19 protein-coding genes are annotated in these 26,078 nt (G+C 64.6%); 6 read left to right on the top strand and 13 right to left on the bottom strand.

The features are described from left to right. Positions 1 to 85: 85 nt before the first annotated feature. The 9 genes from C8C92_RS20080 to C8C92_RS20120 all read right to left on the bottom strand — a co-directional run bounded on the left by C8C92_RS20080 (position 86) and on the right by C8C92_RS20120 (position 15,966). Positions 86 to 1,510 (bottom strand): efflux transporter outer membrane subunit, encoded by a 1,425-nt coding sequence (locus C8C92_RS20080; RefSeq protein WP_116745065.1) that lies wholly within the window; start codon positions 1,508 to 1,510, stop codon positions 86 to 88. Next, entirely contained in the window at positions 1,507 to 4,764 is a 3,258-nt protein-coding gene (locus C8C92_RS20085) for an efflux RND transporter permease subunit (protein WP_116745066.1), read from the bottom strand. The genes C8C92_RS20080 and C8C92_RS20085 overlap by 4 nt, the downstream gene beginning before the upstream one ends. Then, positions 4,761 to 7,880: an efflux RND transporter permease subunit gene (locus C8C92_RS20090; protein WP_116745067.1), complete on the bottom strand. Its 3,120-nt coding sequence runs from the start codon at positions 7,878 to 7,880 to the stop codon at positions 4,761 to 4,763. The genes C8C92_RS20085 and C8C92_RS20090 overlap by 4 nt, the downstream gene beginning before the upstream one ends. Further along, positions 7,877 to 9,253: an efflux RND transporter periplasmic adaptor subunit gene (locus C8C92_RS20095; protein ID WP_116745068.1), complete on the bottom strand. Its 1,377-nt coding sequence runs from the start codon at positions 9,251 to 9,253 to the stop codon at positions 7,877 to 7,879. Before C8C92_RS20095 ends, C8C92_RS20090 begins: the two co-directional genes overlap by 4 nt. A 400-nt stretch (positions 9,254 to 9,653) precedes the next feature. Beyond that, positions 9,654 to 9,902 carry a hypothetical protein gene (locus tag C8C92_RS20100; RefSeq protein WP_207781027.1) on the bottom strand — a complete coding sequence of 83 codons (249 nt, stop codon included), beginning with the start codon at positions 9,900 to 9,902 and terminating at the stop codon, positions 9,654 to 9,656. 75 nt (positions 9,903 to 9,977) lie between these two features. Beyond that, positions 9,978 to 11,852, bottom strand: a complete 1,875-nt coding sequence (sppA, locus tag C8C92_RS20105; RefSeq protein ID WP_116745069.1) for a signal peptide peptidase SppA — start codon at positions 11,850 to 11,852, stop codon at positions 9,978 to 9,980. A gap of 63 nt (positions 11,853 to 11,915) precedes the next feature. Beyond that, positions 11,916 to 13,394 (bottom strand): sodium:solute symporter, encoded by a 1,479-nt coding sequence (locus tag C8C92_RS20110; protein ID WP_116746051.1) that lies wholly within the window; start codon positions 13,392 to 13,394, stop codon positions 11,916 to 11,918. 81 nt (positions 13,395 to 13,475) lie between these two features. Next, on the bottom strand, positions 13,476 to 14,693 hold the full coding sequence (locus C8C92_RS20115) for a YeeE/YedE family protein (RefSeq protein ID WP_116745070.1): 1,218 nt from the start codon (positions 14,691 to 14,693) through the stop codon (positions 13,476 to 13,478). A gap of 61 nt (positions 14,694 to 14,754) precedes the next feature. Further along, complete coding sequence (locus C8C92_RS20120) at positions 14,755 to 15,966, bottom strand: MFS transporter (RefSeq protein WP_116745071.1); 1,212 nt, start codon at positions 15,964 to 15,966, stop codon at positions 14,755 to 14,757. A 144-nt stretch (positions 15,967 to 16,110) separates the two neighbouring features. Here C8C92_RS20120 and C8C92_RS20125 point away from each other — a divergent pair, with 144 nt between their 5' ends. After that, positions 16,111 to 16,347 carry a DUF3820 family protein gene (locus C8C92_RS20125; RefSeq protein WP_071076391.1) on the top strand — a complete coding sequence of 79 codons (237 nt, stop codon included), beginning with the start codon at positions 16,111 to 16,113 and terminating at the stop codon, positions 16,345 to 16,347. A 17-nt stretch (positions 16,348 to 16,364) separates the two neighbouring features. Here the strand turns inward: C8C92_RS20125 and C8C92_RS20130 are convergent, their stop codons facing one another. Both C8C92_RS20130 and C8C92_RS20135 read right to left on the bottom strand, forming a co-directional pair. Beyond that, positions 16,365 to 16,748 (bottom strand): glutaredoxin, encoded by a 384-nt coding sequence (locus C8C92_RS20130; protein ID WP_071076390.1) that lies wholly within the window; start codon positions 16,746 to 16,748, stop codon positions 16,365 to 16,367. A 123-nt stretch (positions 16,749 to 16,871) separates the two neighbouring features. Beyond that, a complete protein-coding gene (locus tag C8C92_RS20135; RefSeq protein WP_116746052.1) occupies positions 16,872 to 17,342 on the bottom strand; it encodes an Lrp/AsnC family transcriptional regulator in 471 nt (156 codons plus the stop codon). Positions 17,343 to 17,437: 95 nt separating this feature from the next. Here C8C92_RS20135 and C8C92_RS20140 point away from each other — a divergent pair, with 95 nt between their 5' ends. Together C8C92_RS20140 and C8C92_RS27580 are read left to right on the top strand one after the other, a co-directional pair. After that, a complete protein-coding gene (locus C8C92_RS20140; protein WP_116745072.1) occupies positions 17,438 to 18,328 on the top strand; it encodes a DMT family transporter in 891 nt (296 codons plus the stop codon). Positions 18,329 to 18,430: 102 nt separating this feature from the next. Beyond that, a complete protein-coding gene (locus C8C92_RS27580; RefSeq protein ID WP_165829509.1) occupies positions 18,431 to 18,571 on the top strand; it encodes a hypothetical protein in 141 nt (46 codons plus the stop codon). Here the strand turns inward: C8C92_RS27580 and C8C92_RS20145 are convergent. Together C8C92_RS20145 and C8C92_RS20150 are read right to left on the bottom strand one after the other, a co-directional pair. After that, a complete protein-coding gene (locus C8C92_RS20145) occupies positions 18,568 to 20,727 on the bottom strand; it encodes an EAL domain-containing protein (RefSeq protein ID WP_116745073.1) in 2,160 nt (719 codons plus the stop codon). The two genes, C8C92_RS27580 and C8C92_RS20145, sit on opposite strands and share 4 nt — an antisense overlap. Before the next feature lie 150 nt (positions 20,728 to 20,877). Then, complete coding sequence (locus C8C92_RS20150; RefSeq protein WP_116745074.1) at positions 20,878 to 21,819, bottom strand: LysR family transcriptional regulator; 942 nt, start codon at positions 21,817 to 21,819, stop codon at positions 20,878 to 20,880. A gap of 166 nt (positions 21,820 to 21,985) precedes the next feature. Here C8C92_RS20150 and C8C92_RS20155 point away from each other — a divergent pair, with 166 nt between their 5' ends. The 3 genes from C8C92_RS20155 to ribA all read left to right on the top strand — a co-directional run bounded on the left by C8C92_RS20155 (position 21,986) and on the right by ribA (position 26,025). Continuing rightward, positions 21,986 to 22,687 (top strand): pirin family protein, encoded by a 702-nt coding sequence (locus C8C92_RS20155; RefSeq protein WP_116745075.1) that lies wholly within the window; start codon positions 21,986 to 21,988, stop codon positions 22,685 to 22,687. Positions 22,688 to 22,907: 220 nt separating this feature from the next. Then, complete coding sequence (locus C8C92_RS20160) at positions 22,908 to 25,151, top strand: PhoX family phosphatase (protein WP_116745076.1); 2,244 nt, start codon at positions 22,908 to 22,910, stop codon at positions 25,149 to 25,151. A 220-nt stretch (positions 25,152 to 25,371) separates the two neighbouring features. Further along, positions 25,372 to 26,025 (top strand): GTP cyclohydrolase II, encoded by a 654-nt coding sequence (gene ribA / locus C8C92_RS20165; RefSeq protein WP_035820484.1) that lies wholly within the window; start codon positions 25,372 to 25,374, stop codon positions 26,023 to 26,025. Positions 26,026 to 26,078: the final 53 nt, after the last annotated feature.

The following is a 26,078-nucleotide window of genomic DNA, read 5'->3' on the forward strand; positions in this document are numbered from 1 at the left end:
GCCTGGCTGGCGGATAGATAATCTGGCATTCTAGCACCCAAGACGCACGGCAAAACGCGAATTTGGCGCGCGGGCTGCTTACCCCTTACTGCGCCTGCGGCACATGCCAGCCGCCGCCCAGCGACTGGATCAGGGCCACGGCAGTCGTCTGGCGGTCCGCCTGTGCCTGCACCAGCGAACGGCGCGCCGACAGGGCCGTCACTTGCGCCGTCACCACGTCCGTATAGCCGACCTGGCCCGCGTTGTAGCGGTTCAGCATCTGCTGCTCGACCTGGTCGGCGGCGGACGACGCCTGCTGGCGCAAGGCCAGCTGCTCGGCCAGCGCACGCGTGGCCGACAACTGGTCTTCCACGGCGCCAAAGGCACTCAATACCGTCTGGCGGTAGCGCGCCACGGCCGCCTCATGCCCCGCCCTGGCCGCGTCCACACTGGCCGTGGTGGCGCCCGCGTTGAACAGCGTTTGCGCGGCCGACACGCCCAGCGACCACAGGCTCGACGAAGCATTGAACAGGTCGCCGACCTTGCTGGCGCCGGAACCATACGATCCCGTCAGGTTCAGGCTCGGATAGTAGGCCGAGCGGGCGATGCCGATCTGCTCGTTGGCCACGGCCACCCTGCGCTCGGCGGCGGCGATGTCGGGACGGCGCTGCAGCAGGGTCGACGGCACGCCCAGCGGCACCTCGGGCACGGTCAGGGTCCACGGCGCCACGGCCAGGCTGAAGTCGGACGGCGCCTTGCCCAGCAGAATGGCGATCGCGTGTTCCAGCTGCGCGCGTGAACGCGTCTGGCTGGACAGATCGATCTGCGCATTGGCCAGCTGCGTCTGCGCCTGCAGCAGGTCGGACCTGGCGGCAATGCCGGCATTGAAGCGGTTGCCGGTGATGTCGAGCACGCGCTTGTAGCCATCGATGGTGGCGTTCAGCAGCGCGATCTGCGCATCGCTCTGGCGCAGCGAAAAATAATTGATGGCCAGCTCGCCCTGCGCCGACAGGCGCGCCGCAGCCAGGTCGGCCGCGCTGGCGGCGGCACTGGCATCGGCCCCCGTCACGCCGGCGCGCAGCTTGCCCCACACGTCCGGTTCCCACGAGGCGCCGATGGCGGCCTTGAAGTTGTTGTTCGTCTGCTGCTCTCCCCCGCCACCGGAACGGGCACCGCTGCCCGTCAGGTTCACCGCCGGGAACAGCGAGGCGCGCTGTTCGCGCACCAGCGCGCGCGCCTGCTCGTACGAGGCGATGGCAGCGGCCACATTCTGATTCGAGATGTCGATGCCTTCGGCCAGCTGGTTCAGCTGCGCGTCGCCGAACAGGGTCCACCAGGGACCGCGCTCCAGGGTATCGGCCGGCACGGCAGGTTGCCAGCCGGCCGCTTCCTTGAACGTTTGCGGCGCGGCGGCCGTCGGCGTTTCATACGCGGGGCTGACGGCGCAACCGGCCAGGAGAACTGCGGCCGCCGCCAATGCCAGCAGGTGGCGTGCGGGGACGGTCGATACGATAGGTTTTACTTGCTTCATGATTGTGTGCTCGGGTTATCTGGCCCAGGAATGCGGCTCAATTGCTGCTCGTCGGCGCTGCGCGTGCGCAGCTTGTCAAGCAGGATGTAGACCACCGGGGTGGTCAGCAATGTGAGTAACTGGCTGGCAATCAGGCCGCCGATGATGGCGACCCCCAAGGGCTGGCGTAGCTCTGACCCCTCGCCGAAACCGATCGCCAGCGGCAAGGCGCCAAGCGCCGCCGCCAGAGTGGTCATCAGAATGGGGCGGAAACGCAGCAAACATGCCTCGCGCACCGCTTCCACCGCTGTCAAGCCGCGCGAACGCTCGGCCTCCAGCGCGAAGTCGATGATCAATATAGCATTTTTCTTGACGATACCGATCAACAGGAACACGCCGATCAGGGCGATGATGGAAAACTCCATGCGGAACAGCAGCAGCGCCAGCACGGCGCCCACCCCTGCCGACGGCAAAGTCGACAGCACGGTGATCGGGTGGATCAGGCTTTCGTACAGGATGCCCAGCACGATGTAGATCACCACGATGGCCGCCAGGATCAACAGCGGCTGCTCCTTGTTGCTGTCCTGCGCGCTCTTCGCCGAACCCTGGAAGCTGCCGCGCACATTCACCGGCATGCCGATTTCCGACTCCGCCTGGGCCACGGCGGCCTGCCCGTCGCTGAGCGGATAGCCGTCGGCCAGGTTGAACGACACGGTGGTGGCCAGCTCGCCGCCCTGGTGGTTGATCGAGGTGGCCGTCGAGCTTTCGGCAAAGCTGCTGAACGACGACAGCGGCACCATGTGCGCCAGGGTCGTGGACAGGGCCGAGCCGCTGGACGGATCGCGCGCCGCCGTCGTGTTGGACGCCGTCGCAGCAACGGTGCTGGTGGTGCTGGTGGTGCTGGTGGTGGCTGTCGTGGCGGTGGCGGCGACGGCGGCCGCGTTCGACGCCGGCACATACACGGAGCGCAGCGCTTCCGGGCTTTGCGCATAGCGCGGCGCCACTTCCATGATCACGTGGTACTGGTTCAGCTCATCGTAGATGGTCGCCACCTGGCGCTGGCCGAAGCTGTTGTACAGCGCATTGTCGATATCCTTGACTTGTACACCCAGTTGCGTGGCGCGGTCCTTGTCGATGCTGACAAACGTTTCCACGCCGTTTTCCGCCTGGTCCGTGTCGACGTCGATCAGGGCCGGCTGCAGCTTCATCTGGTCGGCCAGTTTCGCCGCCCATTTCTTCAGGTCCGCCTGGTTGTCGCTGATCAGGGTGTACTGGTAGGTGGAATTGCTGGAACGCCCGCCCATGCGCAAATCCTGCACGGGGTTAAGGAACAGCGAAATGCCCGTCACCTTGGCCAGCTGCGGGCGCAGGCGCGCGATCACGGCCTGGCCCTTGTCGGTGCGCTGCGAGGCCGGTTTCAAATCGATGAACATGAAGCCGCCCCCCGCCCTGCCGCCACCCGTAAAGCCGACGACGGTGGCGACGGCCGGGTCATCCTTGATGATGTCGACCAGCTGGCGCAATTTACCCTGCATGGCCTGGAACGAGATGCTCTGGTCGGCGCGCATGCCGCCATTGATCTGGCCCGTATCCTGCTGCGGGAAGAAGCCCTTGGGCGCGGCCGCAAACAGATACACGTTCAGGCCGACGACGAACACGAGGATCGTCATCACCAGCGCGGCGCTGGACAATGCCCAGTCCAGGCAATGTTCATACACTTTCAGCATGCGCTCGAAACCGCGCTCGAACCAGCGCGCGACAAAGCCCGGCTTTTTATGCTGCTGCCCGCTTTTCAGCAGCCAGGCGCACATCATCGGCGTGGTGGTGAGCGAGATCACCAGCGAAATCATCACGGCGGCCGACAGGGTGACGGCAAATTCGCGGAACAGCCGCCCCACCTGGCCACCCATGAACAGCAGCGGGATGAAGACGGCCACCAGCGACAGGCTGATCGACAGCACGGTAAAACCCACTTCGCGCGCGCCCAAGAGGGCCGCCTTGAAGCGGTCCATGCCCGCCTCGATGTGGCGCTGCGTATTTTCCAGCACCACGATGGCGTCGTCGACGACAAAGCCGGTGGCCACCGTGAGCGCCATCAGCGACAGGTTATTCAGGCTGAAACCCAGCACGTACATCACGCCGAAGGTACCCAGCAAGGAGACGATGGTGGCCACGGCCGGGATGATGGTGGCACGCACGCTGCGCAGGAAAGCGCTGACCACCAGCACGACGAGCACGATGGACAGGATCAAGGTGAATTCGATCTCGTGCAGGGACGAGCGGATGGAGTTGGTGCTGTCGGACGCCACCTGCAGCTTGATGTCGCCGGGCAGCTGCGCCTGCAGTTGCGGCAGCAGCGCGCGCACACCGTCGACCGTGGCGATGACGTTGGCGCCCGGCTGGCGCGTGATCAGCACGATGACGGCCGGGTCGCCATTGAACAGGCCCAGGGTATTGTTGTTTTCCACGCCGTCGACCACTTCAGCCACGTCGTCGAGGCGGATGGCGGCGCCATCGCGCCAGGCCACCACCAGGCTGCGGTAGTCGGCTGCGCTGCGCCCGCCCGAGGCCGTGCTGGCGCCCGAATAGATCTGCAGCCTGCGCGCATCGCCGGAAATCGCCCCCTTGGGACGGTTGGCGTTGCTGGCCTGGATGGCCGCGCGCACGTCTTCCATCGACACGCTGTAGTGATTGAGCTGGTAGGGCAGCAATTCCACGCGCACGGCCGGCAGCGAACCGCCGCCCAGTTCCACGTCGCCCACGCCCTTCACTTGCGCCACCTTTTGCTGCACCAGGTTCGACACGGCATCGTAGATCTGGCCCGGCGTGCGCGTTTTCGACGTCAGCGCCAGGATGATCACGGGCGCGTCGGACGGATTGGCCTTGCGGTAGGTGGGGTTGCTGCGCAGGGTGGCCGGCAAGTCCACGCGCGCGGCGGCAATGGCCGCCTGCACTTCGCGCGCGGCCGAATCGATCTTGCGGTTCAGGTCGAACTGTAAATTGATGCGCGCCGAACCCGTGCCCGACGACGACGTCATCTCGTTCACGCCCGAGATCACGCCCAGGCGCCGCTCCAGCGGCGTGGCCACCGAGGTGGCCATGGTCGCGGGGCTGGCGCCGGGCAGGCTGGCGCTGACGGAAATGGTCGGATAGTCGACCTGCGGCAGCGGCGAGACGGGCAGCACGAAGAAGGCGCCGATGCCCGCCAGCGCGATGCCGATGGTCAGCAGTACGGTGGCGATGGGGCGCTTGACGAACGGTTCGGACAGGTTCACGCAGCGCTCCCCGCATTATCGGCCGGCTTGTCCAGGTTCACCCCAGGTGTCTTGCGCGCGAAACGCTGGCCCAGGCGGTCGAAGCCCAGGTAGATGACGGGCGTGGTAAACAAGGTCAGCACCTGGCTGACGATCAGGCCACCGAAGATGGCCAGGCCCAGCGGACGGCGCAACTCGGCGCCCTCGCCCCAGCCCAGCATCAGCGGCACGGCCGCGAACAGCGCCGCCAGGGTCGTCATCAAAATAGGACGGAAGCGCAGCAGGGCCGCCTGGTGGATGGCTTCCTGCGGGCTTTTGCCTTCATCGCGTTCGGCCTCGATGGCAAAGTCGATCATCATGATGGCGTTCTTCTTGACGATGCCGATCAAGAGGATGATGCCGATGATGCCGATCACGCCCAGGTCCTGCCCGGAAATCATCAGCGCCAGCAAGGCGCCCACGCCGGCCGACGGCAGCGTCGACAGAATCGTCAGCGGGTGGATGTAGCTTTCGTACAGCACGCCCAGCACGATGTAGACGCAGACGACGGCGGCCAGAATCAGCCACAGCTGGTTCGACAGCGAATTTTCATACGCGCCTGCCGCGCCGAGGAACGTCAATGTCACCGATGGCGGCAAGGCGATGTCTTTCGCCGCCTGGCGGATGGCGTCGACGGCGCTGCCCAGCGCCACGCCTTGCGTCGTATCGAAACCCAGTGTCGTGGCGGGGTATTGCGCCACGTGCGTGATTTGCAGCGGCGCCTGTTTTTCACTGACGCTGGCAAACGCGGACAGCGGCGTCGACTTGCCGGAACCCGTGCGCACCTGCAGTTCCGACAGGTCGGTCGGCGTGGTGACGATGCCGGGCTGCGCTTCGAGGATCACGCGGTACTGGTTGGTTTCCGTGAAAATGGTCGAGATGATGCGCTGACCGAAGGCGTTATACAAGGCGTCATCGACGGTGGCCGTGGTCACCGACATGCGCGCGGCGCTGTCGCGGTCGATGGCCACGGTGACGGCGGCGCCCGTGGCGCCCGCATCCGTGACGACGTTGCGCAGCTGCGATTGCTCGCGCATGCGCGCCGCCAGCTTGCCGGCCCACTCGGTGACGGTGGCCGTGTCGGCCCCTTCCAGCGAGACGCGGTACTGCGTGGGGCCCGATTCCGCATCGATGGTCAGATCCTGCGTCGGCTGCAGATACAGCGTCACGCCGGCCACCCTGGCCACGCGGTCGCGCAGGCGCTCCATGATCTCGTCCTGGCTGCCGCTGCGCGGACGCTTCAGGTTGATCAGCATGCTGCCCGTGTGCAGCATGGTGTTGTTGGCCGCATCCACGCCGACCAGGGAACTCAAGGTATCGACGGCGGGGTCTTCCAGCAACGCGCTGGCGGCGGCCTGCTGCAAGGTGGCCATGCGCTCGTACGAGACGGCTTGCGACGCTTCGATGCGCGCCTTCAGCTGCCCCGTGTCCTGCGTGGGGAACAGGCCTTTCGGGATGGTGATATACAGGATGACGGTCAGCAGCAAGGTGGCCAGGGCCACCAGCAGGGTCAAGCCCTGGCGTTTCAGCACCCACACCAGCGCATGGTCGTACTGCACGATCACGCGGTCGAGGAAAGCCTGGATGCGCTGGCCCGTGGCGCTGACCTTTTCATCGGCACGGCTTTTGAGCCAGCGCGCCGACATCATCGGCACCAGGGTCAGCGAGACGACGGCGGAAATCAGAATCGTGATGGCCAGGGTCATGGCAAATTCGCGGAACAAGCGGCCCACCACGTCGCCCATGAACAGCAGGGGAATCAGCACGGCGATCAAGGACACCGTCAGCGAGATGATGGTAAAGCCGATCTGCGACGCGCCCTTCAGGGCGGCCGCCATCGGCGTTTCGCCCTCTTCGATGTAGCGGGCGATGTTTTCGATCATGACGATGGCGTCATCGACGACAAAGCCGGTGGCGATGGTCAAGGCCATCAAGGAGAGGTTGTTCAGGCTGTAGCCGAGCAAATACATGACGCCGCAGGCGCCGATCAGCGAGATCGGCACGGACAGGCTGGCGATCACGGTGGCGCGCATGCTGTGCAAGAAGGCGAAGATCACCAGCACCACCAGCAGCACGGACAACAGCAGTTCCATTTCCACGTGTTCGACAGAGGCGCGGATGCCCGTGGTGCGGTCGCTCAGCACATCGAGCTTCATGGCCGCCGGCAGGCTGGCCTGCAAGTCCGGCAGCAGGGCCTTGATGGCGTCGACCGTCTTGATGACGTTGGCGCCGGGCTGGCGCTGCACGTTCAGGATGATGGCCGGCCGCTTGCCCGACCAGGCGCCCAGGCGCGTGTTTTCAGCGCTGTCGACGACATTGGCGACGTCGGACAGGCGCACGGGCGCGCCGTTTTTATAGGTGATGATCAGGCGCTTGTAGTCTTCCGCCGTCACCAATTGATCATTGGCGTTGATGGTAAACGAGCGCGTGGGACCGTCGAAACTGCCCTTCGCGCTGTTGACGTTGGCCGCCGCGACGGCGGTGCGCAGGCTGTCGAGGCCGAGGCCATACGAGGCCAGCAATTTGGTGTCGCCCTGGATGCGCACGGCGGGACGCTGGCCGCCAGACAGCGAGACCAGGCCGACGCCGTTGACCTGGCTGATTTTCAGCGCCAGACGCGTGTTGACGATGTTCTGCACTTGCGTCAGCGGCATCGTGTCCGAGGTAATCGCCAGCGTCAACACGGGCGCGTCGGCCGGGTTGATCTTCGCGTACACGGGCGGCGCCGGCAAGTCGGTCGGCAGCAGCGAGCCGCCCGCGTTGATGGCGGCCTGCACTTCCTGCTCGGCCACATCCAGCGTCTGCCCCAGCGTGAATTGCAGGGTGATGAGGGAAACGCCGGCCGCGCTGGTGGAACTCATGCGCTGCAAGCCCGACATCTGCCCGAACTGGCGCTCCAGTGGCGCCGTGACCGTCTGCCCCATGACTTCGGGACTGGCGCCCGGGTACAGGGTCTGCACCTGGATGGTGGGGAAGTCCACCTGCGGCAAGGCGGCCAGCGGCAGGAACTTGAAGCCGACCAGCCCCGCCAGCACGATGGCCAGCATCAGCAGCGCCGTGGCGACGGGGCGCTTGATGAAGGGCGTCGATGGACTCATTGCGCTGCGCCCTTCGCTGGCGCGCTAGCTGGTACTGCGGCTGGCGCGGATGCGGAAGCCGCTGCCGATGCGCTGGCCGCGCCGTCAGCCGGCTGGCGGCGGTGGCGGCGTTCGCCGTTCGCGCCAGCTGCGCCACCGGCGCCTGCACCGCGCGCGCCGGCAGGCTTGTCGCCCGCCAGGGTGACTTTCGCGCCTTCCTTCAGGCGGTCGGCGCCTTCCGTGATGACTTGTTCGCCCGCTTCCAGGCCGGCGCGGATTTCCACCATGTCGGTGGTGGCCTGGCCGCGCGTGACCATGCGCACGGTGACGGTTTTATCCGCTTTCAGCACATACACGAAGTCGCCGTTGTTACTGTGGCGCAGGGCCGTGACGGGCACCAGCACGGCGCCCGTGATATTACCCAGTTCCAGGCGCACGTTGACGAACTGGCTGGGGAACAGGGCCATCTTGTCGTTCGCGTAGCGGGCCTTGGCGCGCACGGTACCCGTCTGCACGTCGACCTGGTTATCCAGCGCGCTCAAGCTGCCCTTGTCGAGCGTATGCGTGCGCGTGCGGTCCAGCGCCAGCGCCGGTAGAGCCGAGCCGGCATTCAGGCGCTCCTGGATGGTCTGCACTTTATCCTGAGGCACGGAAAACTGCACGTCGATGGGCGACAGCTGCGTCACCACCACCACGCCGCCCGCGTCGCTGGTGCTGACCAGATTACCGATATCGACCACCTTCAGGCCTGCGCGGCCGCTGATCGGCGACACCACCTTGGTGTAGCCCAGGTTCAGCCTGGCCGTGCCTTCGGCGGCGCGATCCGTCATGACGGTGCCTTCCAGCTGTTTCACCAACGCGGCCTGCGTATCGACATCCTGGCGCGCGATGGAATCCTGGCCCAGCAGCGTTTGATAGCGCTTCAGCGTCAGGCGTGCGTTTTCCAGCTGCGCTTCATCGCGCTGGCGCTGGCCCGTGGCCTGCATCAGCGCCATCTCGAACTGCGCCGGGTCGATCTGCGCCACCACCTGACCCGCCTTGACCATGCCGCCTTCCTTGAATTTCAGCTCTTTCAAAATGCCCGACACTTGCGGGCGCACCGTCACGGTGGACGCGGCCGTCACCGTGCCCAGCGCATCGAGCACCACGGGCAGGTCGGACTTCACAGCCGTGGCCACGCCCACGGTAGTCGATGGGCCGCCACGGCGCCCGCCGGGACCACCTGGCCCGCCAGGGCCGCCCATGCCGGGACCGCCCTGGACGCTGGTGCCGGAGTGTGTCAGGTACCAGGCACCGCCCCCCAGTGCAGCCATCACGGCCAGCGCGATGACTGTGCCGACGATTTTCGAACGGCGGCTGCGCCGCGCGGTGTTGGGTGTTGTCTGCGAATCCATCGCTTATCCTTGTATACGCCGCTGGCACGGCGAGTCTGTGGCGCCGGCCGAGGTGGAGCACACTCAGGCCGGACGACCGTTTTTCGGGGTTGTTTCGGTACACAGCCGGGGGAGTCAAGAGCTGAAAATCAGCTGAAAAAACATCGCTCCCTAGCGTGAAACGACTCTAGCATAGTCATGTATCTGTTTCATTTCTACTTGAAACAATTACACACAGCCAGGCTGGCATGCGAGGATCAGGAGGACAGGCTGGCGTGCCTGCGCTGTGAGGGAACGGTGGAAAAATCAGGCTTGCGGGGCCTCGCGCCCCGGCGCCAGCGGTGCGCGGGCGACTCGCATGCAGATACAAACTCGCTACAAATCTCCCGCCATCGGCCTTGACCTGGCGCCATGCGGGTGCTCAGGCGGCGGGCGCGCCACCGGGCGTGGCTTCGGCCAGCCACAGTCGCATGGCCGGCAGCGCCAGCCAGTTGCGATACAGCTGCACGTCGTGCTGGCGCTGGCGCTGGCAATGGGCGATGACGTCGGCACCATCGAGGATGCCGGCGAACGCTTCAAGAAAAGTCGATTGCCCCACCAGCACCAGCGCCTGTTCATCGCCCTTCACGCAGGGACGGATGGTGATCGCCGTGTCAGTGTGTGTATGCATGTCGCTTGCCATAGTCTGCTCTGCATAGAAAACAAGCCGGGCGAAGCCGGCTTGGGTAGGTTGTTGATGTGGGTATTACTTGCCGCCCAGTGGCACCTCGCACAGGCAGTGCGTGAGCGCCATGAACGGTTTGTGTTCGCGCGTGATGCCCGACAGCCAGGAGAGGTCCTGCGCCATGCCCAGCGCCGCGTCGGCCGGCAAGCCCGTCGTGGCCAGGCCCAGCTTCACGTGCTCGCCCAGGCCCAGCGAGGCCATGGCCTTGGAACCGAACATGCCGATCAAACGGTCCACGTTCGACGTTTCCTGCTCCAGATAGGTCACGCGGTAATCGCTGCCCAGCTTGGCGCGCTTGGCGGCCGAGGCCAGCGCATCGCCATAGCTGCCGATGCGGTCGACCAGGTTGCGCTCTTTCGCCTGCAAGCCTGTCCAGACGCGGCCCTGCGCCACTTCATCGATCTTTTCCGGTGTCGTCTTGCGCGCCTTGGCGGCCAGGTTCAGGAAGTCGCCATACACGTGGTTGATCGAGCCCTGGATCACTTGCGCGAAGCGGGGATCGAGCGGACGCAATGGGTTGCCCGCGTCGGCCAGCCAGGTGGTGGGCGAGCCGGCCGTGTGGATGCCCAGCTTTTCCACCACCTTGTCGGCCGTCGGCAAAATCGCGAACACGCCGATGGAACCGGTGATGGTGGCCGCGTCGGCGATCACTTCATCGGACGAGGTGCTGATCCAGTAACCGCCCGAAGCGGCCACGTTGCCCATCGAGACGACCACCGGCTTGCCGGCGGCGCGCGTCAGTTCCAGTTCGCGGCGGATCAATTCCGAGCCGAAGGCGCTGCCGCCCGGCGAATCGACGCGCAGCACGATGGCCTTGATCGATTTGTCTTCGCGTGCCTGGCGGATCAGACGCGAGGTGGACAGGCCGCCGATGGCGCCCGGCGAAGCGATGCCGTCGCCGATTTCACCGGAGGCGATGACCACGCCGACGGCGTCGCCGATATGCACGGGGCGCAGGCGCGCCAGGTAATCCGTGTAATTGATCTGGCGGAAGTTCGTGCCTTCCGTATTTTTGGCGCCGCGCGCCATCATGAACTGGCGCAGCTCATCGCGCGTTTTCAGGCCGTCGACCAGCTTGCCATTGAGCGACAGCTTGCCCAGGTCGCCGCCAGCGGCCGTCATCAGCTCGGGCAGCTTGTCGATCGTTTGCATGATGGCGCCGGCCGGCAGCTTGCGCGCCTTTTCCACGTCCGTCGTGTAGGTGGTCCACAGGCCGTTGTTCAGGTAGCGGTCCGCTTCGGCCGCCGCTTCGGACGGGCCGTTGGCGATGAACGGCTCGGCCGCGCTCTTGTACGTGCCCACTTTCAGCAGGTTCACCGTCACGCCCACTTTATCGAGCGCGTCGCGGTAGTAATTGCGGTAGCGGCCAAAGCCTTCCAGCATGACGCCGCCCATCGGGTGCAGGAATACCTCGTCGGCCTTGGCCGCCACCAGGTACTGGCGCTGGTTGTAGCTCGAACCCCAGGCCGTGACTTTCTTGCCCGTGGCGCGGAAACGCTCCACGCCGGCCGCCACTTCGCGCAGCGATGCGAGGCCGCCGCCCTGCAGCTCGTCGAGCAGGATCACCATGGAACCGATGTTCTTGTCCTTGGACGCCGTGTCGAGCACCGCCAGCACATCGCGCAACTGCACGTTTTTCTTGACTTCGCCGCTGACATTGGCCAGCACCGCCTCGCGCACGCCGCCCGGGGTTTCCTCGACCAGCGGGCCTTGCAAGTCCAGCACCAGGGTGGTCTTTTCCGCCAGAGGCTTGGCGCCGCCGCCAAAGATGGCGATCAGGATGGCGATGACGATCAGCAGGAAGATCAGATTGATGACCGCGCGGCGGGTGGCGTCCAGCGCGCGCCAGAATGCGCCAAAGCCGCGGCGCAGCGGCGGGAAGGGGTTGAGTGACATTGATGCTCCGTGGGGTTGTGTACCGAAAGGAAACCAATATAACTGAAAACGGGCTGAATCGTCTTATTTTGACAAGTGTGCCGCGCCCTTGATGGCCTGCCCTGGCTGCGTGGAAATGAGGAACAAACCGCCCAGCACCAGGGCGCCATTCAGGATCAGCAATTCCAGGCCGATGCGGTAATGCTCGAACAGCAGCGCCTGCTCCTGCTCGATCAGCGCGCACAGCAGCGGCCCCGCCACGGTCACCAGCGGCACCCAGCGGTCGCGCACGCCGCGCTTGCAAAGCAGGCCGAAGGCGAACAGGCCCAGCAGCGGACCATAGGTATAGCTGGCCAGCTTCAGGATCACGCCGATCATGCTGGGATCGTCCAGCCACTTGAAGGCCATGATCAATATCAGGAACAGTGCGGCAAACCCCAGGTGCACACGGCGGCGCCAGCGCATCTGCGCCGCCGCACTCAACTCCGGCCTGCGCTGCACGCCCAAAATATCGATGCAGAAGGTGGACGTCAGGGCAGTGAGCGCCCCATCCACGCTGGGAAACAGGGCGGAAATGAGGGCGATGAAGAAGATCAGCTGCACCACGGCGGGGAAATGCCCGAGCACGATGGCGGGGAAGAGTTTATCGCCCGTGGCCGTCACGCCGGCCAGCGGCGCGTACAGGTGCAGCAGTCCGCCCAAAAACAGGAACAGCAGCAGCACGCCCGTCAGCACCACGGTCAGGCTGAGCATATTCTTTTGCGAATCGCGCAAGGTGCGCACGGAAATGTTCTTTTGCATCATTTCCTGGTCCATGCCCGTCATGGCGATCGTGATGAACATGCCGGCCACGATGTGCTTCCACACATACGCGGGGCTGTCCGGGTCGACGGTGAAGATACGCGTGAGGCCCTGCGCGCGCATGCGCTCCAGGCTGTCGATGAAGGACAGATCCATTGCGCGCAACAAAAACACGCTGCAGATGATGAGACCGGCCAGCATGCACGCCGTTTGCAGGGTATCGGTCCAGACGATGGTTTTCACGCCGCCCTCGTAGGTGTAGAGCAGGATCAGCAGCAGCACGACGCACGACGTCAGCCAGAACGGCACGCCCAGGCTGTCGAGGATGGTCGCTTGCAGGATATTGACCACCAGATACAGCCGCGCCGTGGCGCCCAGCAGGCGCGACAGGATGAAGAATGCGGCACCGCTCTGGTAGGCACGCCGGCCAAGGCGCCATTCCAGGTAGCGGTAAATCGAGGTGAGCTGCAGCCGGTAGTACAGCGGCAGCAAGATGAAGGTGATGGCCAGGTAGCCGAGCACATAGCCGAGCATCAGCTGGATGTAGCCAAATCCGTTGCTGCCCACGGCGCCGGGCACGCTGATGAAGGTCACGCCCGTGAGCGTCGTGCCGACCATGCCGAAGGCCACCAGCATCCAGTTGCTGTCCTTGTTGCCGATGAAAAAACTGTCGTTGGTGGCGTGGCGCGAGGTGCGCCACGCCACGCCCAGCAAAATCAGGAAATACGCGAGGATGACGGCAAACAGGGTGACTGGGGACATGAACGTTGCGCTGGCGCCAAAGGTGAACAGGGGCAGCAATATACAGGAAAGCGTACAGCAAAGCCCCTGTTGACGCCGGTGTCAGCAGCCGGTCGGTTTCACGCGCTCCACTTCCAGGCCAAACCACGGACGCAAGCGCGTACCGACGACGTTGCCGACGAAAGCGCACACCAGCCACAGCCAGCCGTGCAGGCTGCCAGAGATAATGCCGCTGAAATAAGCGCCGATATTGCAGCCATACGCCAGGCGCGCGCCGTAGCCGAGCAGCAAGCCGCCGACGACGGCGGCGATCACCGAACGGCGCGGGATGCGCCACACGGGCGCATAGCGGCCGGCCAGCGCCGCCGCCAGCATGGCGCCGAGCACGATGCCGATATCCATCACGGAAGTCTTGTCTTGCGTCAATGGCGCGGCCAGGGCGGCGGCGTTTGCCGTGGTCGACCAGTAGGCCCAGCTGGCCGTGTCGATGCCGACCACGGACGCCGCTTTCGCGCCCCACAGGGCAAACGCAGACGTCACGCCCCACGGCTTGCCCGACAGCGCCAGGGTGGCGAAGTTCAGCACGACGAGCGCGACGGCGCCCGCCACCAGCGGCCAGGGGCCGTGCAGCCAGGGCGACGCCTGCGCCGGGCGCAGCGGCGTGGCGACGAGCTTGCCGTGGCGGCGCTTTTCGACGAGCACCGTGATGCCGGCGATCAGCGCGAAGACGATCCAGTTCAGCGCCAGCGCGGGTACCAGGCCCAGGCTTGTGACGAGGGAAATGGGTTTCAATTGCGGCAGCGCCGTCCAGAACGGCATGTGCGCCGTGCCGATCACGGAACCGACGATGAAGGCGGCCAGCGTGATGAGCATGCGCGTGCTGCCGCCGCCGACCGTGTACAAGGTGCCGGAAGCGCAACCACCGCCCAACTGCATGCCGATGCCGAAGATGAAGGCGCCGAAGATCACCGAGGTGCCGGCGGGAGACACCAGGCCCGCGACGGGCGTGCCGAACAGGGTGCCGGCCGACAGCGCGGGGAAGAACAGCGCCACGCCCACAGCCAGCATCAGCATTTGCGCGCGCAAGCCGTCGCCGCGGCCATCGGCGATGAAGACGCGCCAGGCGGACGTAAAGCCGAAGGCCGCGTGATACAGGGTGACGCCGAGCAAGGCGCCCACCACGTACAGCGCGGACAGCGTGGCGCCGACGGTTTGCGCCAGGTACCAGGCGCCGAGCACGATGAGCAACAGGGCGACGCCCAGCGGTTTCGGATTGATGGCGGCGCGCAGGCGCAGCGGTGACATTGCTGTATCGGACATGGGGAGTATGGGCGAGAGAAAGGTAAGCACTATTGTAAACCCTACGCTCGCCCGTGCCAGCTTAATGCCCCACCGCATGCATCGACTTTTCGCCGCCAGCACGCACGGGAATCGGGTTCAGGCGATCCAGCCTGCCGCTCAAGGCCGTCAAGCCGAATGCACCGAGCACGACCAGCGCGCCGATCCAGCCCGTATGCACGAGGCCCAGGTGTTCCACGATCAGGCCGCCGCCCCAGGCGCCGCCGGCGATGCCCAGATTAAAAGCGGCGATATTCAAGCCCGAGGCCACATCGACGGCGCGGGGCGTGAAGTGCTCCGCTTGCTGCACCACATACACTTGCAAACCAGCCACGTTACCGAAAGCCACGGCGCCCCACAGCAGCACGGTGATGACGACCAGCACGCGATGCGGCGCCGTGAAGGTCAACAGCAGCAAAACGGCTGCCAGCAGCAGGAAGATACGTTTCAGCGCACGCACCGGGCCCTGCTTGTCGGCCAGCTTGCCGCCCCAGATATTGCCGAAGGCCACGGAGACGCCATACACGAGCATCACCGCGCCCACGGCGCCGGCGCTGAAACCCGACACTTGCTGCAGGATCGGCGCCAGATAGGTAAAAGCGATGAAGGAGCCGCCATAGCCGACGGCCGTCATGGCGTACACCAGCAGCAGGCGCGGCTGGCCCAGCACCTGCACTTGCTGCAGCAGGGACGCGGGCTTGCCGTGCTTGATGCTCGATGGCACGTACAGCAGGCTGCCGACAAAGGCGACCAGTCCCAGCGCCGAGACGGCGAGGAAGGTTTCGCGCCAGCCGGCATGCTGGCCGATGAAGGTGCCCAGCGGCACGCCCGTCACCAGGGCCACGGTCAAGCCCGTAAACATGATGGCAATCGCGCTGGCCGCCTTGTCCTTCGGCACCAGCGAGGTGGCGATGGTCGAGCCGATGGAAAAGAACACGCCATGCGCCAGCCCCGTCAGGATGCGGGCGATGACGAGGGTTTCGTAGCCGGGCGACTTCCAGGCCAGCAAATTGCCCAAGGTGAACAGGACCATCAGCGACAATAACAAGGTTTTGCGCGGGATCTTGCCCGTCAAGGCAGTCAGCACGGGCGCGCCGACGGCGACGCCCAGCGCATACAGGCTGACCAGCAAGCCGGCCGACGGCAGGTTGACGCCCAGGTCGGCGGCGATGGTGGGCAACAGCCCGACGATGACAAACTCGGTGGTTCCGATGGCAAAGGCGCTGAGGGTCAGCGCGAGCAAGGCAATGGGCATGACAAACTCCGATAAATGATGGGGGCATGCAGTATCGGGGTTTTCTTTGTTTCTAAAAATACCTCATCAGGCAGAAGATAGTTGCGCGCAAATCAACAATGTAATGGTCTGCTACACTGGCCCCATCAACACGGGGTCACCACCATGAATTCAGAAAAACTGGCGCTGCTGGTCACGCGCGAAATGCCGTATGGAAAATATCAGGGACGCTTGCTGGCAGACTTGCCGGGACACTACCTGGGCTGGTTCGCGCGCGAGGGCTTCCCCTCGGGCGAACTGGGCAGTTTAATTGCGCTGATGTACGAGCTCGACCACAATGATTTGCGCGGCTTGCTCGACCCCTTGCGCACGCGCAAGTCGCCGTGGCGGCCGGGCGAGTAAGAGAAGTCAGGCAGGTCTTAAAACTGGCGCACCTTCTTCGCCAGCATGGCGCTGAACTCGCCATTTCCCACCAGCGTTTGCAGCTCACTGGCGCCACCGATGAGCACACCGTTGACAAAGACCATGGGAAACGTCGGCCAGCCCGTCCACATTTTCAGCGCATTGCGGCGATGCCACTGGTTCAGATAACTGCCGTACTGCAGGTACTGGTAGGGCGTGCCCAGCACGTCGAGGATCTTGCGCGCCTTGCGCGGAAACGGATTGAGCGCCATGCCGACCACCACCACCTGATGCGCGGCAATGGCCGCTTGCACTTCGCGCACGATGTCCTGGTGCTTGCTGCCGATCAAAGGGCGGGCGGCGGGATGGATCTGGGCTTCGTCGAGGATGGCGCGGGTCATGAAAGTCCTGGGATGAGTGGCACGGGGCGTGCGGGTCACGCATTGTGACACGTGTGCCACGCGCACAGGTCGGCGTGAGCGATACGGGCGCGCGGGGCAGATAGCCGTGCAGCGCCGATCACTCTATCCCAGCGGCACGTGCAAGCCCATCTTGAGGCAGGTCAAGGCCACCGAGGTGCGGTAGCGCCGGATATTGTCGTCGCCGCCGAACAGGCGTTCCGTCAGCGCCTCGTACTCGGCCATGCTGCTGGCCGTGATCACCAGCAGGTAGTCGGCCTCGCCCGTGATGCCGTAGCACTGCTGGATGGCAGGCTCGGCCATGATGCGCGCGCGCAGGCCGGCCGTGCGCAGCGGGTGCTCGTCGTGCAGATGCACTTCCACCGTGAGTATCAAGGGGCGGCCCAGGCGACTGGCGTCGAGCACGGCCACTTCCTGACGGATCACCCCGCTTTCGCGCAGGCGGCGGATGCGCCGCTGCACGGCCGGTGCGGACAAATGCACGGCCTGGGCGATTTCGCGCTGCGAAGTCGTGTTATCACGCTGCAAGATGTCGAGGATCGCCAGGTCGAAGGCATCGAGGGCGAGGGAAGGCATGAGCGAAAGTTGCGTCATGAGGGTCAAAATACAGTGCAAATATCAGAGTAGACACAATAAACTTTCACTATTCCGATATCAAGCCTTTTATCACCATGCCATTACGCCGCTATTCCTCGCTGATTCCCCTGCTCGCCATCCTCGGCTCCGTCACCTGCCTGGGACTGGGCACCTCATGGGCCAAGCACAGCCTGTTCCCGCTGGTCGGTGCGCAAGGCACGACGGCCGTGCGCGTGGGCTTTTCCGCCCTGCTGCTGTTGCTGTTCTGGCGCCCCTGGCGCTGGCAGCTGAGCCGCGCCGACCTGCGCACGGTGGCCCTGTACGGCGCGGCGCTGGGGCTGACGAACCTGTGTTTTTATATGGCGCTGCGCACGATACCGTTCGGCATCGCCGTGGCGATCGAGTTTTCCGGCCCGCTGGCCGTGGCCCTGCTGGCCTCGCGCCGGCCGGTCGATTTCGTCTGGGTGGCACTGGCCGTGGCGGGACTGGCGCTGCTGTTGCCGCTCGGCCACGACGTCAGCAATCTCGATCCCACGGGCGTGCTGTTCGCGCTGGGCGCCGCCGTTTGCTGGGCTTCGTACATCGTCTTCGGCAAGCGCGCCAGCCATTTGCATGCAGGCCATTCGGTATCGCTGGGCCTGGCGATGGCCGCGCTGGTGGTGGTGCCTGTGGGTGTGATGCATAGCGGCGCCGCCCTCCTCTCGCCCGTCGTGCTGGGCGTGGGCCTGGGCGTGGCGCTCATTTCCAGCGCGATACCGATCTCGCTGGAAATGGTGGCCCTGAAGCGGCTGACGCCGCAAGCGTTCGGCATCATGAGCAGCATGGAACCGGCAGTGGCCGCCATGCTGGCGTACATCCTGCTCGACGAGCGCCTGGGGGCCGGGCAGTGGCTGGCGATTGCCATGATCATGGCCGCATCGATGGGCAGCTCCTATATGGCGCAGCGCCAGAAACGCAATGCGCCGTGCGCCGCCGTGCATACCTGAAGCGTCCCCTTAATACACGGCCGCCCCCGCACAGGGGCAGCCAGGTTGCGGCGCGCCAGCACGTGCTGCGCGAATATGGAGCAAGGCGAGCAAGGCAAGTTGATGGCCATGCTGCAGGACTACAATCCGCGCGACCGTGGACGCGTGCACGCCGTCTTCGTGGGACCGGGCCAGCAAGTGCCGGCCCGCGTGCGCGTGATACTCGACTATCTGCTGGAACAAGTGCAGCTGGGCGACGATTAGACGGTCGCCGTTTCCAGCCGCAGCTGCCGCCCATCGCCCAGCATCACTTCGAATTCCGCCGCCGGCACGGCAGGACTGAACAGATAACCTTGCAACTGGTCGCAACCGAGTTCGCGCAGGAAGCGCATCTGCTCGGCCGTTTCCACCCCTTCGGCGACGATTTCCTGGCGCAGTTGCTGCGCCATGGTGACGATGGCGCGGGCGATGGCGCAATCGTTTTCATCGAACGGCAAGCCGACGACAAACGAGCGGTCGATTTTCAGGGTGCTGATGGGAAATTTCTTCAAATACGCCAGGCTGGAATAGCCGGTGCCGAAGTCGTCCAGCGCCAGCGCCAGGCCCATGGCCACCAGCTGGTTCATGATGTCGATCACCTTGTCGGCGCCGCGCATCAGCAGGCTTTCCGTGATTTCCAGCATGATCTGGTCGGGCCGCACGCCATAGCGTTCCAGCACGGCCGCTATGCGCGCCGGCAACTGTTCGTCGAACTGGCGCGCCGACAGGTTGACGGCGATGGCCGGCATGTGCAGGCCACGGTCTTCCCAGTTGCGGATCTGGCGGCAAGCCTCGTCCAGCACCCAGGTGCCCAACTCTAAAATCAAACTGGTTTCCTCGGCAACGGGAATGAAGAGGCCGGGCGAAACCATGCCGCGCATCGGATGCTTCCAGCGCAGCAAGGCTTCCGCGCCCACGATGCGCCCGCTGGCCAGACTCACTTTCGGCTGGTAATGCAATTCCAGCTCCTTGTCGCCCAGCGCCAATCGCATTTCGCTTTCCAGGCGCAAATGTTCCTTGGCCCGCCGGTTCATGTCTTCACGGAAAAACAGGAAGGTCGATTCGATGGTCTGCCCCGCCTTGGCCACGGCCACGTCGGCAAAGCGGAACAGGGCCGGCGCTTCCAGGCCATCTTCCGGATACACGGTGATGCCGATGCTGGCGCCCACGTGCAAGGCGTGCGTATCGATATTGATGGGCGCTTCCAACAGGTTGAGCAGCTTTTGCGCCACGTTCGCCGCATGTTCGCGCTTTTCGATATGCAACAGCGCCACGACGAACTTGCTGTTGTCGACCCGCGCCAGGATGTCCGCGTCGCGCAAGGCGCCACGGAACAGCTGGCCGATGGCGATCACCAGCTGGTCGCCCACTTCGTGGCCGAGCGTGTCGCTGATGGAACCGATGCGGCTGATGTCGATCACCATCAGCGCGCCATGCGTGCCTTGCCGTTTCGCTTCAGCCAGGCCCTGGCCCACCAGCTGGTTCAGCAGGCAGCGGTTGGGCAAGCCCGTCAGGCTGTCGTAATTGGCCATGCGCTGCATGCGCGCCTCGGCATCCTTGTGCACCGAGATATCGGAAAACAGGGAAAAAACATGGCTGATCTCGCCATACTCGTCGCGCACGACGCTGATGGTGACGTCTTGCGGGAACAGTTCGCCATTCTTGCGCTTGCCGATGATTTCGCCGCGCCAGGAGCCGTGTCCGCGCATGGCGGCGCGCACCTTGGCGCGGAAATCGGGGTCGTGCACGCCCGAACGCAGCAAGTCCGGTGTGCGGCCGATGGCTTCGGCCGGCGAATAGCCGGTGATGCGGGAAAACGAACTGTTGATGGAGACGATGCGCTCTTCCGAGTCCGTGATCAGCACGGCTTGCTCGCTGTCTTCGATGATGCGTGCGTGCAACCTCACCTTGTCCACGTCGGACAGCGGTTCGCTCATGGCCGACAGGCGCACGGCCATGCCGCAAGCCTTGCCCGCCTGATCGTGGATCACGTGGCGGTGCATGCGCAGCCACGTTACCATGCCCGACTTCTTGCGCCGGCGCACATCGGTGGCCACGTCGCCCTGCTTGAAATGCAGTTCCAGCACGCTCGCTTCCGCATCGTCTTCCGGATACAAAAACAGGATGTGCTGGCCCAGCGCTTCCAGTTCGGAATAGCCGAACATCTGTTCAGCGCCATGGTTCCAGCCGATCAGGAAGCCATCGGGATCGATTTCCAGCAAGGCGTCGGCAAGCGCCACGCGCACCACGGGCCGGCTGACGCCGCGCAGCCGCTCCAGCTCTTCCTGCAGTCGCGCCAGAGTGGCGGCCTGCTGCGGCCCCGCCTGTTCACGGGCGTCCTGGGCCAGGCCCAGGCACAGCGCGACCTTCGCCTCAAGCATGGCAACCCCGCGCGTGTGCCAGGTCAGGGGAACATATCAGGGGCGCTGCGGTGTGTGTCATCATCAAAATCCCACTATGGGGCATGCAGGTCGGAGCAGAAAGACGGTCGAAATACTATGAATATGGTAACTTAAAAATGTTGGCATATGTCAACATTTTAAGACCTGCGCCGAATGGCCCGGCAGATGCTGTGCCAGGCGGGCAAACACATCCGGTTCGCGCATGCGCGCCATCCACCAGCGCAGCGCGGCGCCATCCTCGCCCACTCTCCACGCCAGGTAAAACGTTTCCGACGGTTTTGGTTCTTCCACGGCCTTTTCCACCAACTGGCCGCGCGCAATGGCGGCGCGCGCGCACGGTCCCGGCAGGAAGCCAAAACCCAGTCCCAGCACCTGGTAGTCGAACTTGACCTGCATGCTCGGCACGCTCAAGGCATCTTGCCCCAGCAGCAGCCCCACGGTGCGCGGCGCCATCTGGCGCGCCGAGTCAGCCACCACCACGGCCCGGTACTGCTGCAGATGGCCGCGCGACAGGGGCTCTGCCACCTGCGCCAGCGGATGCGTGGGCGCCACGGCAAAGACGAAGTCAAGCATGCCGATCGGCTGCGCGATATAGCCGCCGCCCGCCGGCCCGTCGCCGGGCGCGCCCACCAGCAAGTCGACCCGGCGGTCCAGCAACGCTTCCCAGGTGCCCGACAGGGTGTCCTGCGACAGGCGCAAGCGCGTCTGCTGTGCTACCTCGTAGAAGGTGCGCACGTCGTCGGCCAGGGCCACGGCGGAAAACATGGAATCGATGCCGATGGACAACTCTGTTTCCCAGCCGGACGCCACCCGGCGTACGCGGTGTTCGAGGTCCTGTGCCGCCTTCAATAAATAGCGGCCCTCTTTCAGCAACTCCTGGCCGGCCGCCGTCAGCATGACTTTCGGACCATTGCGCCGGAACACTTGCACGCCCAGATCGTCTTCCAGCTTGGCCACCGTATAGGAAATGGTGGACGGCACTTTATGCAATTCCTTGCCGGCCGACGAGAACGATCCGCGGCGGTCGATGGCGTCGACGATTTGCAAGGCTTCCAGGCTCAGTCTTAACATTCGATTTTTTCGATCATAGGTCGCAAGATTTTCCGTTTTTCTTTCTGGAGTGGGCGGCCTATACTCTCTCCATCGTACAGCGAAGGGCAGCATCGGCGCCACGGCAGCAGCCGCGCAAAGTTCCTTCGAAATTATCGCACATTCATTGATAGAAACGGAGTCCACCATGTTACAGATTCGTCATAGCGAAGAACGCGGCGCCGCCAACCACGGCTGGCTCAATTCCCACCACAGCTTTTCTTTCGGCAGCTACCACGATCCGCTGCACATGGGTTTTGGCCCCTTGCTGGTGATCAATGAAGACCGCGTCACGCCAGGCCAGGGTTTCGGCACGCACGGCCACCGCGACATGGAAATCATTTCGTATGTGCTCGACGGCGCGCTGGAACACAAGGACAGCATGGGCACCGGTTCCGTACTGCACTACGGCGATGTGCAGCGCATGAGCGCCGGCAGCGGCGTGCGCCACAGCGAGTTCAACCATTCCGCCACGGATGGCTTGCACTTCCTGCAAATCTGGATCCAGCCGAACGTGACGGGCATTGCCCCCAGCTATGAAGAGAAACATTTTACGCCGGAAAGCAAACGGGGCAAGCTTCGCCTGATCGCCTCGTCCGACGGGCGCCAGGGTTCCGTGCTGATCCACCAGGATGCGGCCCTCTACGCCAGCATCCTGCAGGAAGGCGAGCAAGCCGCACATGCGCTGGACGAAGGCCGCATTGCGTATGTGCACCTGATCCGCGGCAGCCTGGTGGTCAACGGCACGCCCTTGAAAGCGGGCGATGCGCTGAAATTGACGCAGGAAGCGGCCGTGACAATTACGCAACCGGAAGATGCGGAATTTCTGCTCTTCGACTTGCCTAAATGATGGTACCTGTCCATCTTTGGCGGCATGCTGCTGGTGGAGCGCGGTTGTCGCCAGGCCCGGTAAGGCCCAGGGCTGCCTGACCGGACGGGCCCGTCATCGACGCGGCCCGCCCGGCCGGCAGCCTGTCACCGTTTTGTCATCAAGCTGACATGGCGCTGTCACATTCGACAACTATCATGCGGTTGCCTTTAAATCACGCAACCACAGGACATCGCAGCCCATGAACAAGCCCAACGATCTGGCCATCAGCGCCACCGATCTGAACGACATTGACAGCAACGCGTCCCACGACAACCATTTCAACAGCATCCTGAACGCCCGCCTGAGCCGCCGCAACTGGCTGCGCGGCAGCGCCGTCACGGCCGCGACCGCCGTCATGGGTTCGATGGGCCTGTCCGCTTGCGGCGGCGGCAGCGACGCCATCGCCGTCACACCGACGCCAACGCCAACACCCGAAAAACTGCTGGCCTTCACGGCCGTGCCGAAAAGCCTGGCCGACGTCGTGTCGGTGCCGGCCGGCTACACGGCCACGGCCCTGTATGCGCTGGGCGACTCGCTGCGCGCAGCCACGCCAGCCTACAAGAACGACGGCAGCGATACCGATTTCGACAACCGCGCCGGCGACCACCACGACGGCATGGAATACTACGGCCTGTCCGCCGCCGGCGCGCCGCTGGCGTCCGGCGCCGAACGGGGCTTGCTGGCGATGAACCACGAAGCGACCACGGACGAAACACTGTCCTCGCACTTCCTGCACGTGAATGGCGGTACCACCTCGCTGCCGCGCCCCGCCGCCGAAGTCGACAAGGAAGTGGCCGTCCACGGCCTGAGCGTGGTGGAAGTCAAAAAAACGGGCAGCGCCTGGGCCACCGTCAACGATTCCGCTTTCAACCGCCGCGTCACGCCGCTGACGGACATCGAGCTTGCCGGCCCCGTGCGCGGCAACGCCCTCGTGGTGACCAAGTATTCGCCGACCGGCACCAAGACGCGCGGCACCATCAACAACTGCGGCACGGGCAAGTCGCCCTGGGGCAGCTACCTGTCCGGCGAAGAAAACTGGGCCGGCTACTTCACCCGCTCGTCCACCGACAACGCCGCGCGCGGCGACAAGTCCGTCGTTTCGCTGAACCGCTATGGCCGCAGCCAGGGCGCCGGCTCGCGCCACGGCTGGGAAACGGGCGGCAGCGACGACAAGTACGCGCGCTGGAATCTGAGCAAGATCGGCGCATCGAGCAACGGCAGCGACGACTACCGCAATGAATTGAACGGCATGGGCTACATCGTCGAGATGGACCCGTACGACAAGACCCGCGCCATCCGCAAGCGCACGGCCCTGGGCCGCTACGCACACGAAAGCGCCGCCTTCAGCGTGCCGGCCGTGGGCCAGCAACTGGCTGTCTACATGGGCGACGATTCGCGCAACGAATACATCTACAAATTCGTCACGACCGCCGTCTGGGCCGCCGCGGACGCCAACCCGGCTGACCGCATGGCCACCGGCGACAAATACCTCGACTCGGGCAAGCTGTACGTGGCCAAGCTGGCTGCCGACGGCACGGGCCAGTGGATCGAACTGGCCATGTCGAACGCGCTGATCCAGGCGTACAGCGCCTACAAGTTCGCCGACCTGGCCGATGTGCTGGTGAATGCCCGCCTGGCGGCCGACGCCGTGGGCGCGACGAAGATGGACCGCCCGGAATGGTGCTCGGTCAACCCGGCGAATGGCGAGATCTACTACACGCTGACCAACAACTCTAACCGCACCGTCAATCCGAGCGGCTCGTCGCAGCTGGCGCCGGACAGCGCCAACCCGCGCGCCTACACGGACATGAAGGGCAGCAGCGCGCAAAACGGCAATCCGAACGGCCACATCATCCGCTTCAAGGAAGGCACGGGCGCGGCCGCAGCCACCAGCTTTACCTGGGATGTCTACCTGTTCGGCGCCGAGAGCGGCGCCGACGCCAGCAAGATCAACCTGTCGAACCTGACGGCCGAGCAGGACTTTTCGAGCCCGGACGGCCTGGCCTTCAGCCCCTACACGGGCATCTGCTGGATCCAGACCGACGATGGCGCGTACACGGATGTGACCAACTGCATGATGCTGGCGGCCATCCCCGGCAAGGTCGGCGATGGCGCCAAGTCGACCCTGAACTACGCCACGGCAGCCGGCGGCAACCTGGCTGTCGACACCTTCATCGGCAAGAAACCCACGGCCGATACGCTCAAGCGCTTCCTGGTGGGGCCGGTCGGCTCGGAAATCACGGGCATCAGCGAAACGCCCGATGGCAAGACCATGTTCATCAACATCCAGCATCCGGGCGAAAACACCAAGCTGGCAAATATCGGCGATCCATCCAAATACACGAGCCAGTGGCCAGCCAACGCCGGCTATGGGGCCGGCAAGCGCCCCCGCTCGGCCACCATCGTGATCACCAAGAACGATGGCGGACGCATCGGCAGCTGATGTCCCGTGCCTGGCGGAGGCATCCGCCAGGCAAAGCCAGCCATTCACCTTGTAAAAGGAGGAAGTGCCCCTAAGTAAGGTTCATCACCAGATATTGCAACGACCGAAAGGCAGTCAGGGAAAACGTTTCCCTGCTTTTTGGTATGATGGCAAGGCGCGCCGGCACCGCAGTGGTGTCGCGCGCCTTTTATTTTTGACAATTACCTATATGAGCACAACCATGCAAAGCGGCGCAGACCTCCTGGCGACAGGCGAATTGGATTACACGACTTCCTGCGCACTGCCGACGCCGTGGGCCCAGTTCACCCTGCACGCCTTTGTCGAACACGCCACGGGCAAGGAACATCTGGCCATGGTGCTGGGCGATGTCGGCAACGGCGAACCGGTACTGGCGCGCGTGCATTCCGAGTGCCTGACGGGCGACGTGCTGTTTTCCCAGCGCTGCGATTGCGGCGCCCAGCTCGAAGGCGCCTTGAAGCGCATCGCCGAGGAAGGCCGTGGCATTTTGCTGTATCTGCGCCAGGAAGGGCGCGGCATTGGCCTGATCAACAAGATCCGCGCCTACCGCCTGCAAGAGGCAGGCGCCGACACGGTGCAGGCGAATGAACAGCTGGGCTTCAAGGCCGACGCGCGCAACTACACCTTGTGCAAACCCATGTTTGCGCAATTCGGCATCCACAGCCTGCGTTTGATGACGAACAACCCGCGCAAGATCGCCGCCATGGAAGCGCTGGGCATCACGGTGGCCGAACGGGTGCCGCTGCTGGTCAACCGCAACGCCTTCAACCAGCACTACCTGAACACCAAGCAAAGCAAGCTCGGTCACATGATGACGCCGGAAACGGCGCCGGCGCTGGAAGACGGCGCCCTGTAATTGCCCGGGCTGGCGCAGCGCGTGCACGCTGCCGCGCCGGGCCGGCCTCGCTC

The sequence above is a fragment of the Janthinobacterium sp. 78 genome, from assembly GCF_003096775.1.
Taxonomy (GTDB): domain Bacteria; phylum Pseudomonadota; class Gammaproteobacteria; order Burkholderiales; family Burkholderiaceae_D; genus Janthinobacterium; species Janthinobacterium tructae.

Coding starts and splice junctions, on each gene's coding strand:
- C8C92_RS20145 (WP_116745073.1), bottom strand. CDS start 20,727: ATGCTTGAGGCGAAGGTCGCGCTGTGCCTGGGCCTGGCCCAGGACGCC.
- C8C92_RS20130 (WP_071076390.1), bottom strand. CDS start 16,748: ATGACCCGCGCCATCCTCGACGAAGCCCAGATCCATCCCGCCGCCCGC.
- C8C92_RS20135 (WP_116746052.1), bottom strand. CDS start 17,342: ATGCCTTCCCTCGCCCTCGATGCCTTCGACCTGGCGATCCTCGACATC.
- C8C92_RS20080 (WP_116745065.1), bottom strand. CDS start 1,510: ATGAAGCAAGTAAAACCTATCGTATCGACCGTCCCCGCACGCCACCTG.
- C8C92_RS20115 (WP_116745070.1), bottom strand. CDS start 14,693: ATGTCCGATACAGCAATGTCACCGCTGCGCCTGCGCGCCGCCATCAAT.
- ribA (WP_035820484.1), top strand. CDS start 25,372: ATGCAAAGCGGCGCAGACCTCCTGGCGACAGGCGAATTGGATTACACG.
- C8C92_RS20095 (WP_116745068.1), bottom strand. CDS start 9,253: ATGGATTCGCAGACAACACCCAACACCGCGCGGCGCAGCCGCCGTTCG.
- C8C92_RS20150 (WP_116745074.1), bottom strand. CDS start 21,819: ATGTTAAGACTGAGCCTGGAAGCCTTGCAAATCGTCGACGCCATCGAC.
- C8C92_RS20090 (WP_116745067.1), bottom strand. CDS start 7,880: ATGAGTCCATCGACGCCCTTCATCAAGCGCCCCGTCGCCACGGCGCTG.
- C8C92_RS20125 (WP_071076391.1), top strand. CDS start 16,111: ATGAATTCAGAAAAACTGGCGCTGCTGGTCACGCGCGAAATGCCGTAT.
- C8C92_RS20100 (WP_207781027.1), bottom strand. CDS start 9,902: ATGCATACACACACTGACACGGCGATCACCATCCGTCCCTGCGTGAAG.
- sppA (WP_116745069.1), bottom strand. CDS start 11,852: ATGTCACTCAACCCCTTCCCGCCGCTGCGCCGCGGCTTTGGCGCATTC.
- C8C92_RS27580 (WP_165829509.1), top strand. CDS start 18,431: ATGGCCATGCTGCAGGACTACAATCCGCGCGACCGTGGACGCGTGCAC.
- C8C92_RS20110 (WP_116746051.1), bottom strand. CDS start 13,394: ATGTCCCCAGTCACCCTGTTTGCCGTCATCCTCGCGTATTTCCTGATT.
- C8C92_RS20160 (WP_116745076.1), top strand. CDS start 22,908: ATGAACAAGCCCAACGATCTGGCCATCAGCGCCACCGATCTGAACGAC.
- C8C92_RS20155 (WP_116745075.1), top strand. CDS start 21,986: ATGTTACAGATTCGTCATAGCGAAGAACGCGGCGCCGCCAACCACGGC.
- C8C92_RS20140 (WP_116745072.1), top strand. CDS start 17,438: ATGCCATTACGCCGCTATTCCTCGCTGATTCCCCTGCTCGCCATCCTC.
- C8C92_RS20120 (WP_116745071.1), bottom strand. CDS start 15,966: ATGCCCATTGCCTTGCTCGCGCTGACCCTCAGCGCCTTTGCCATCGGA.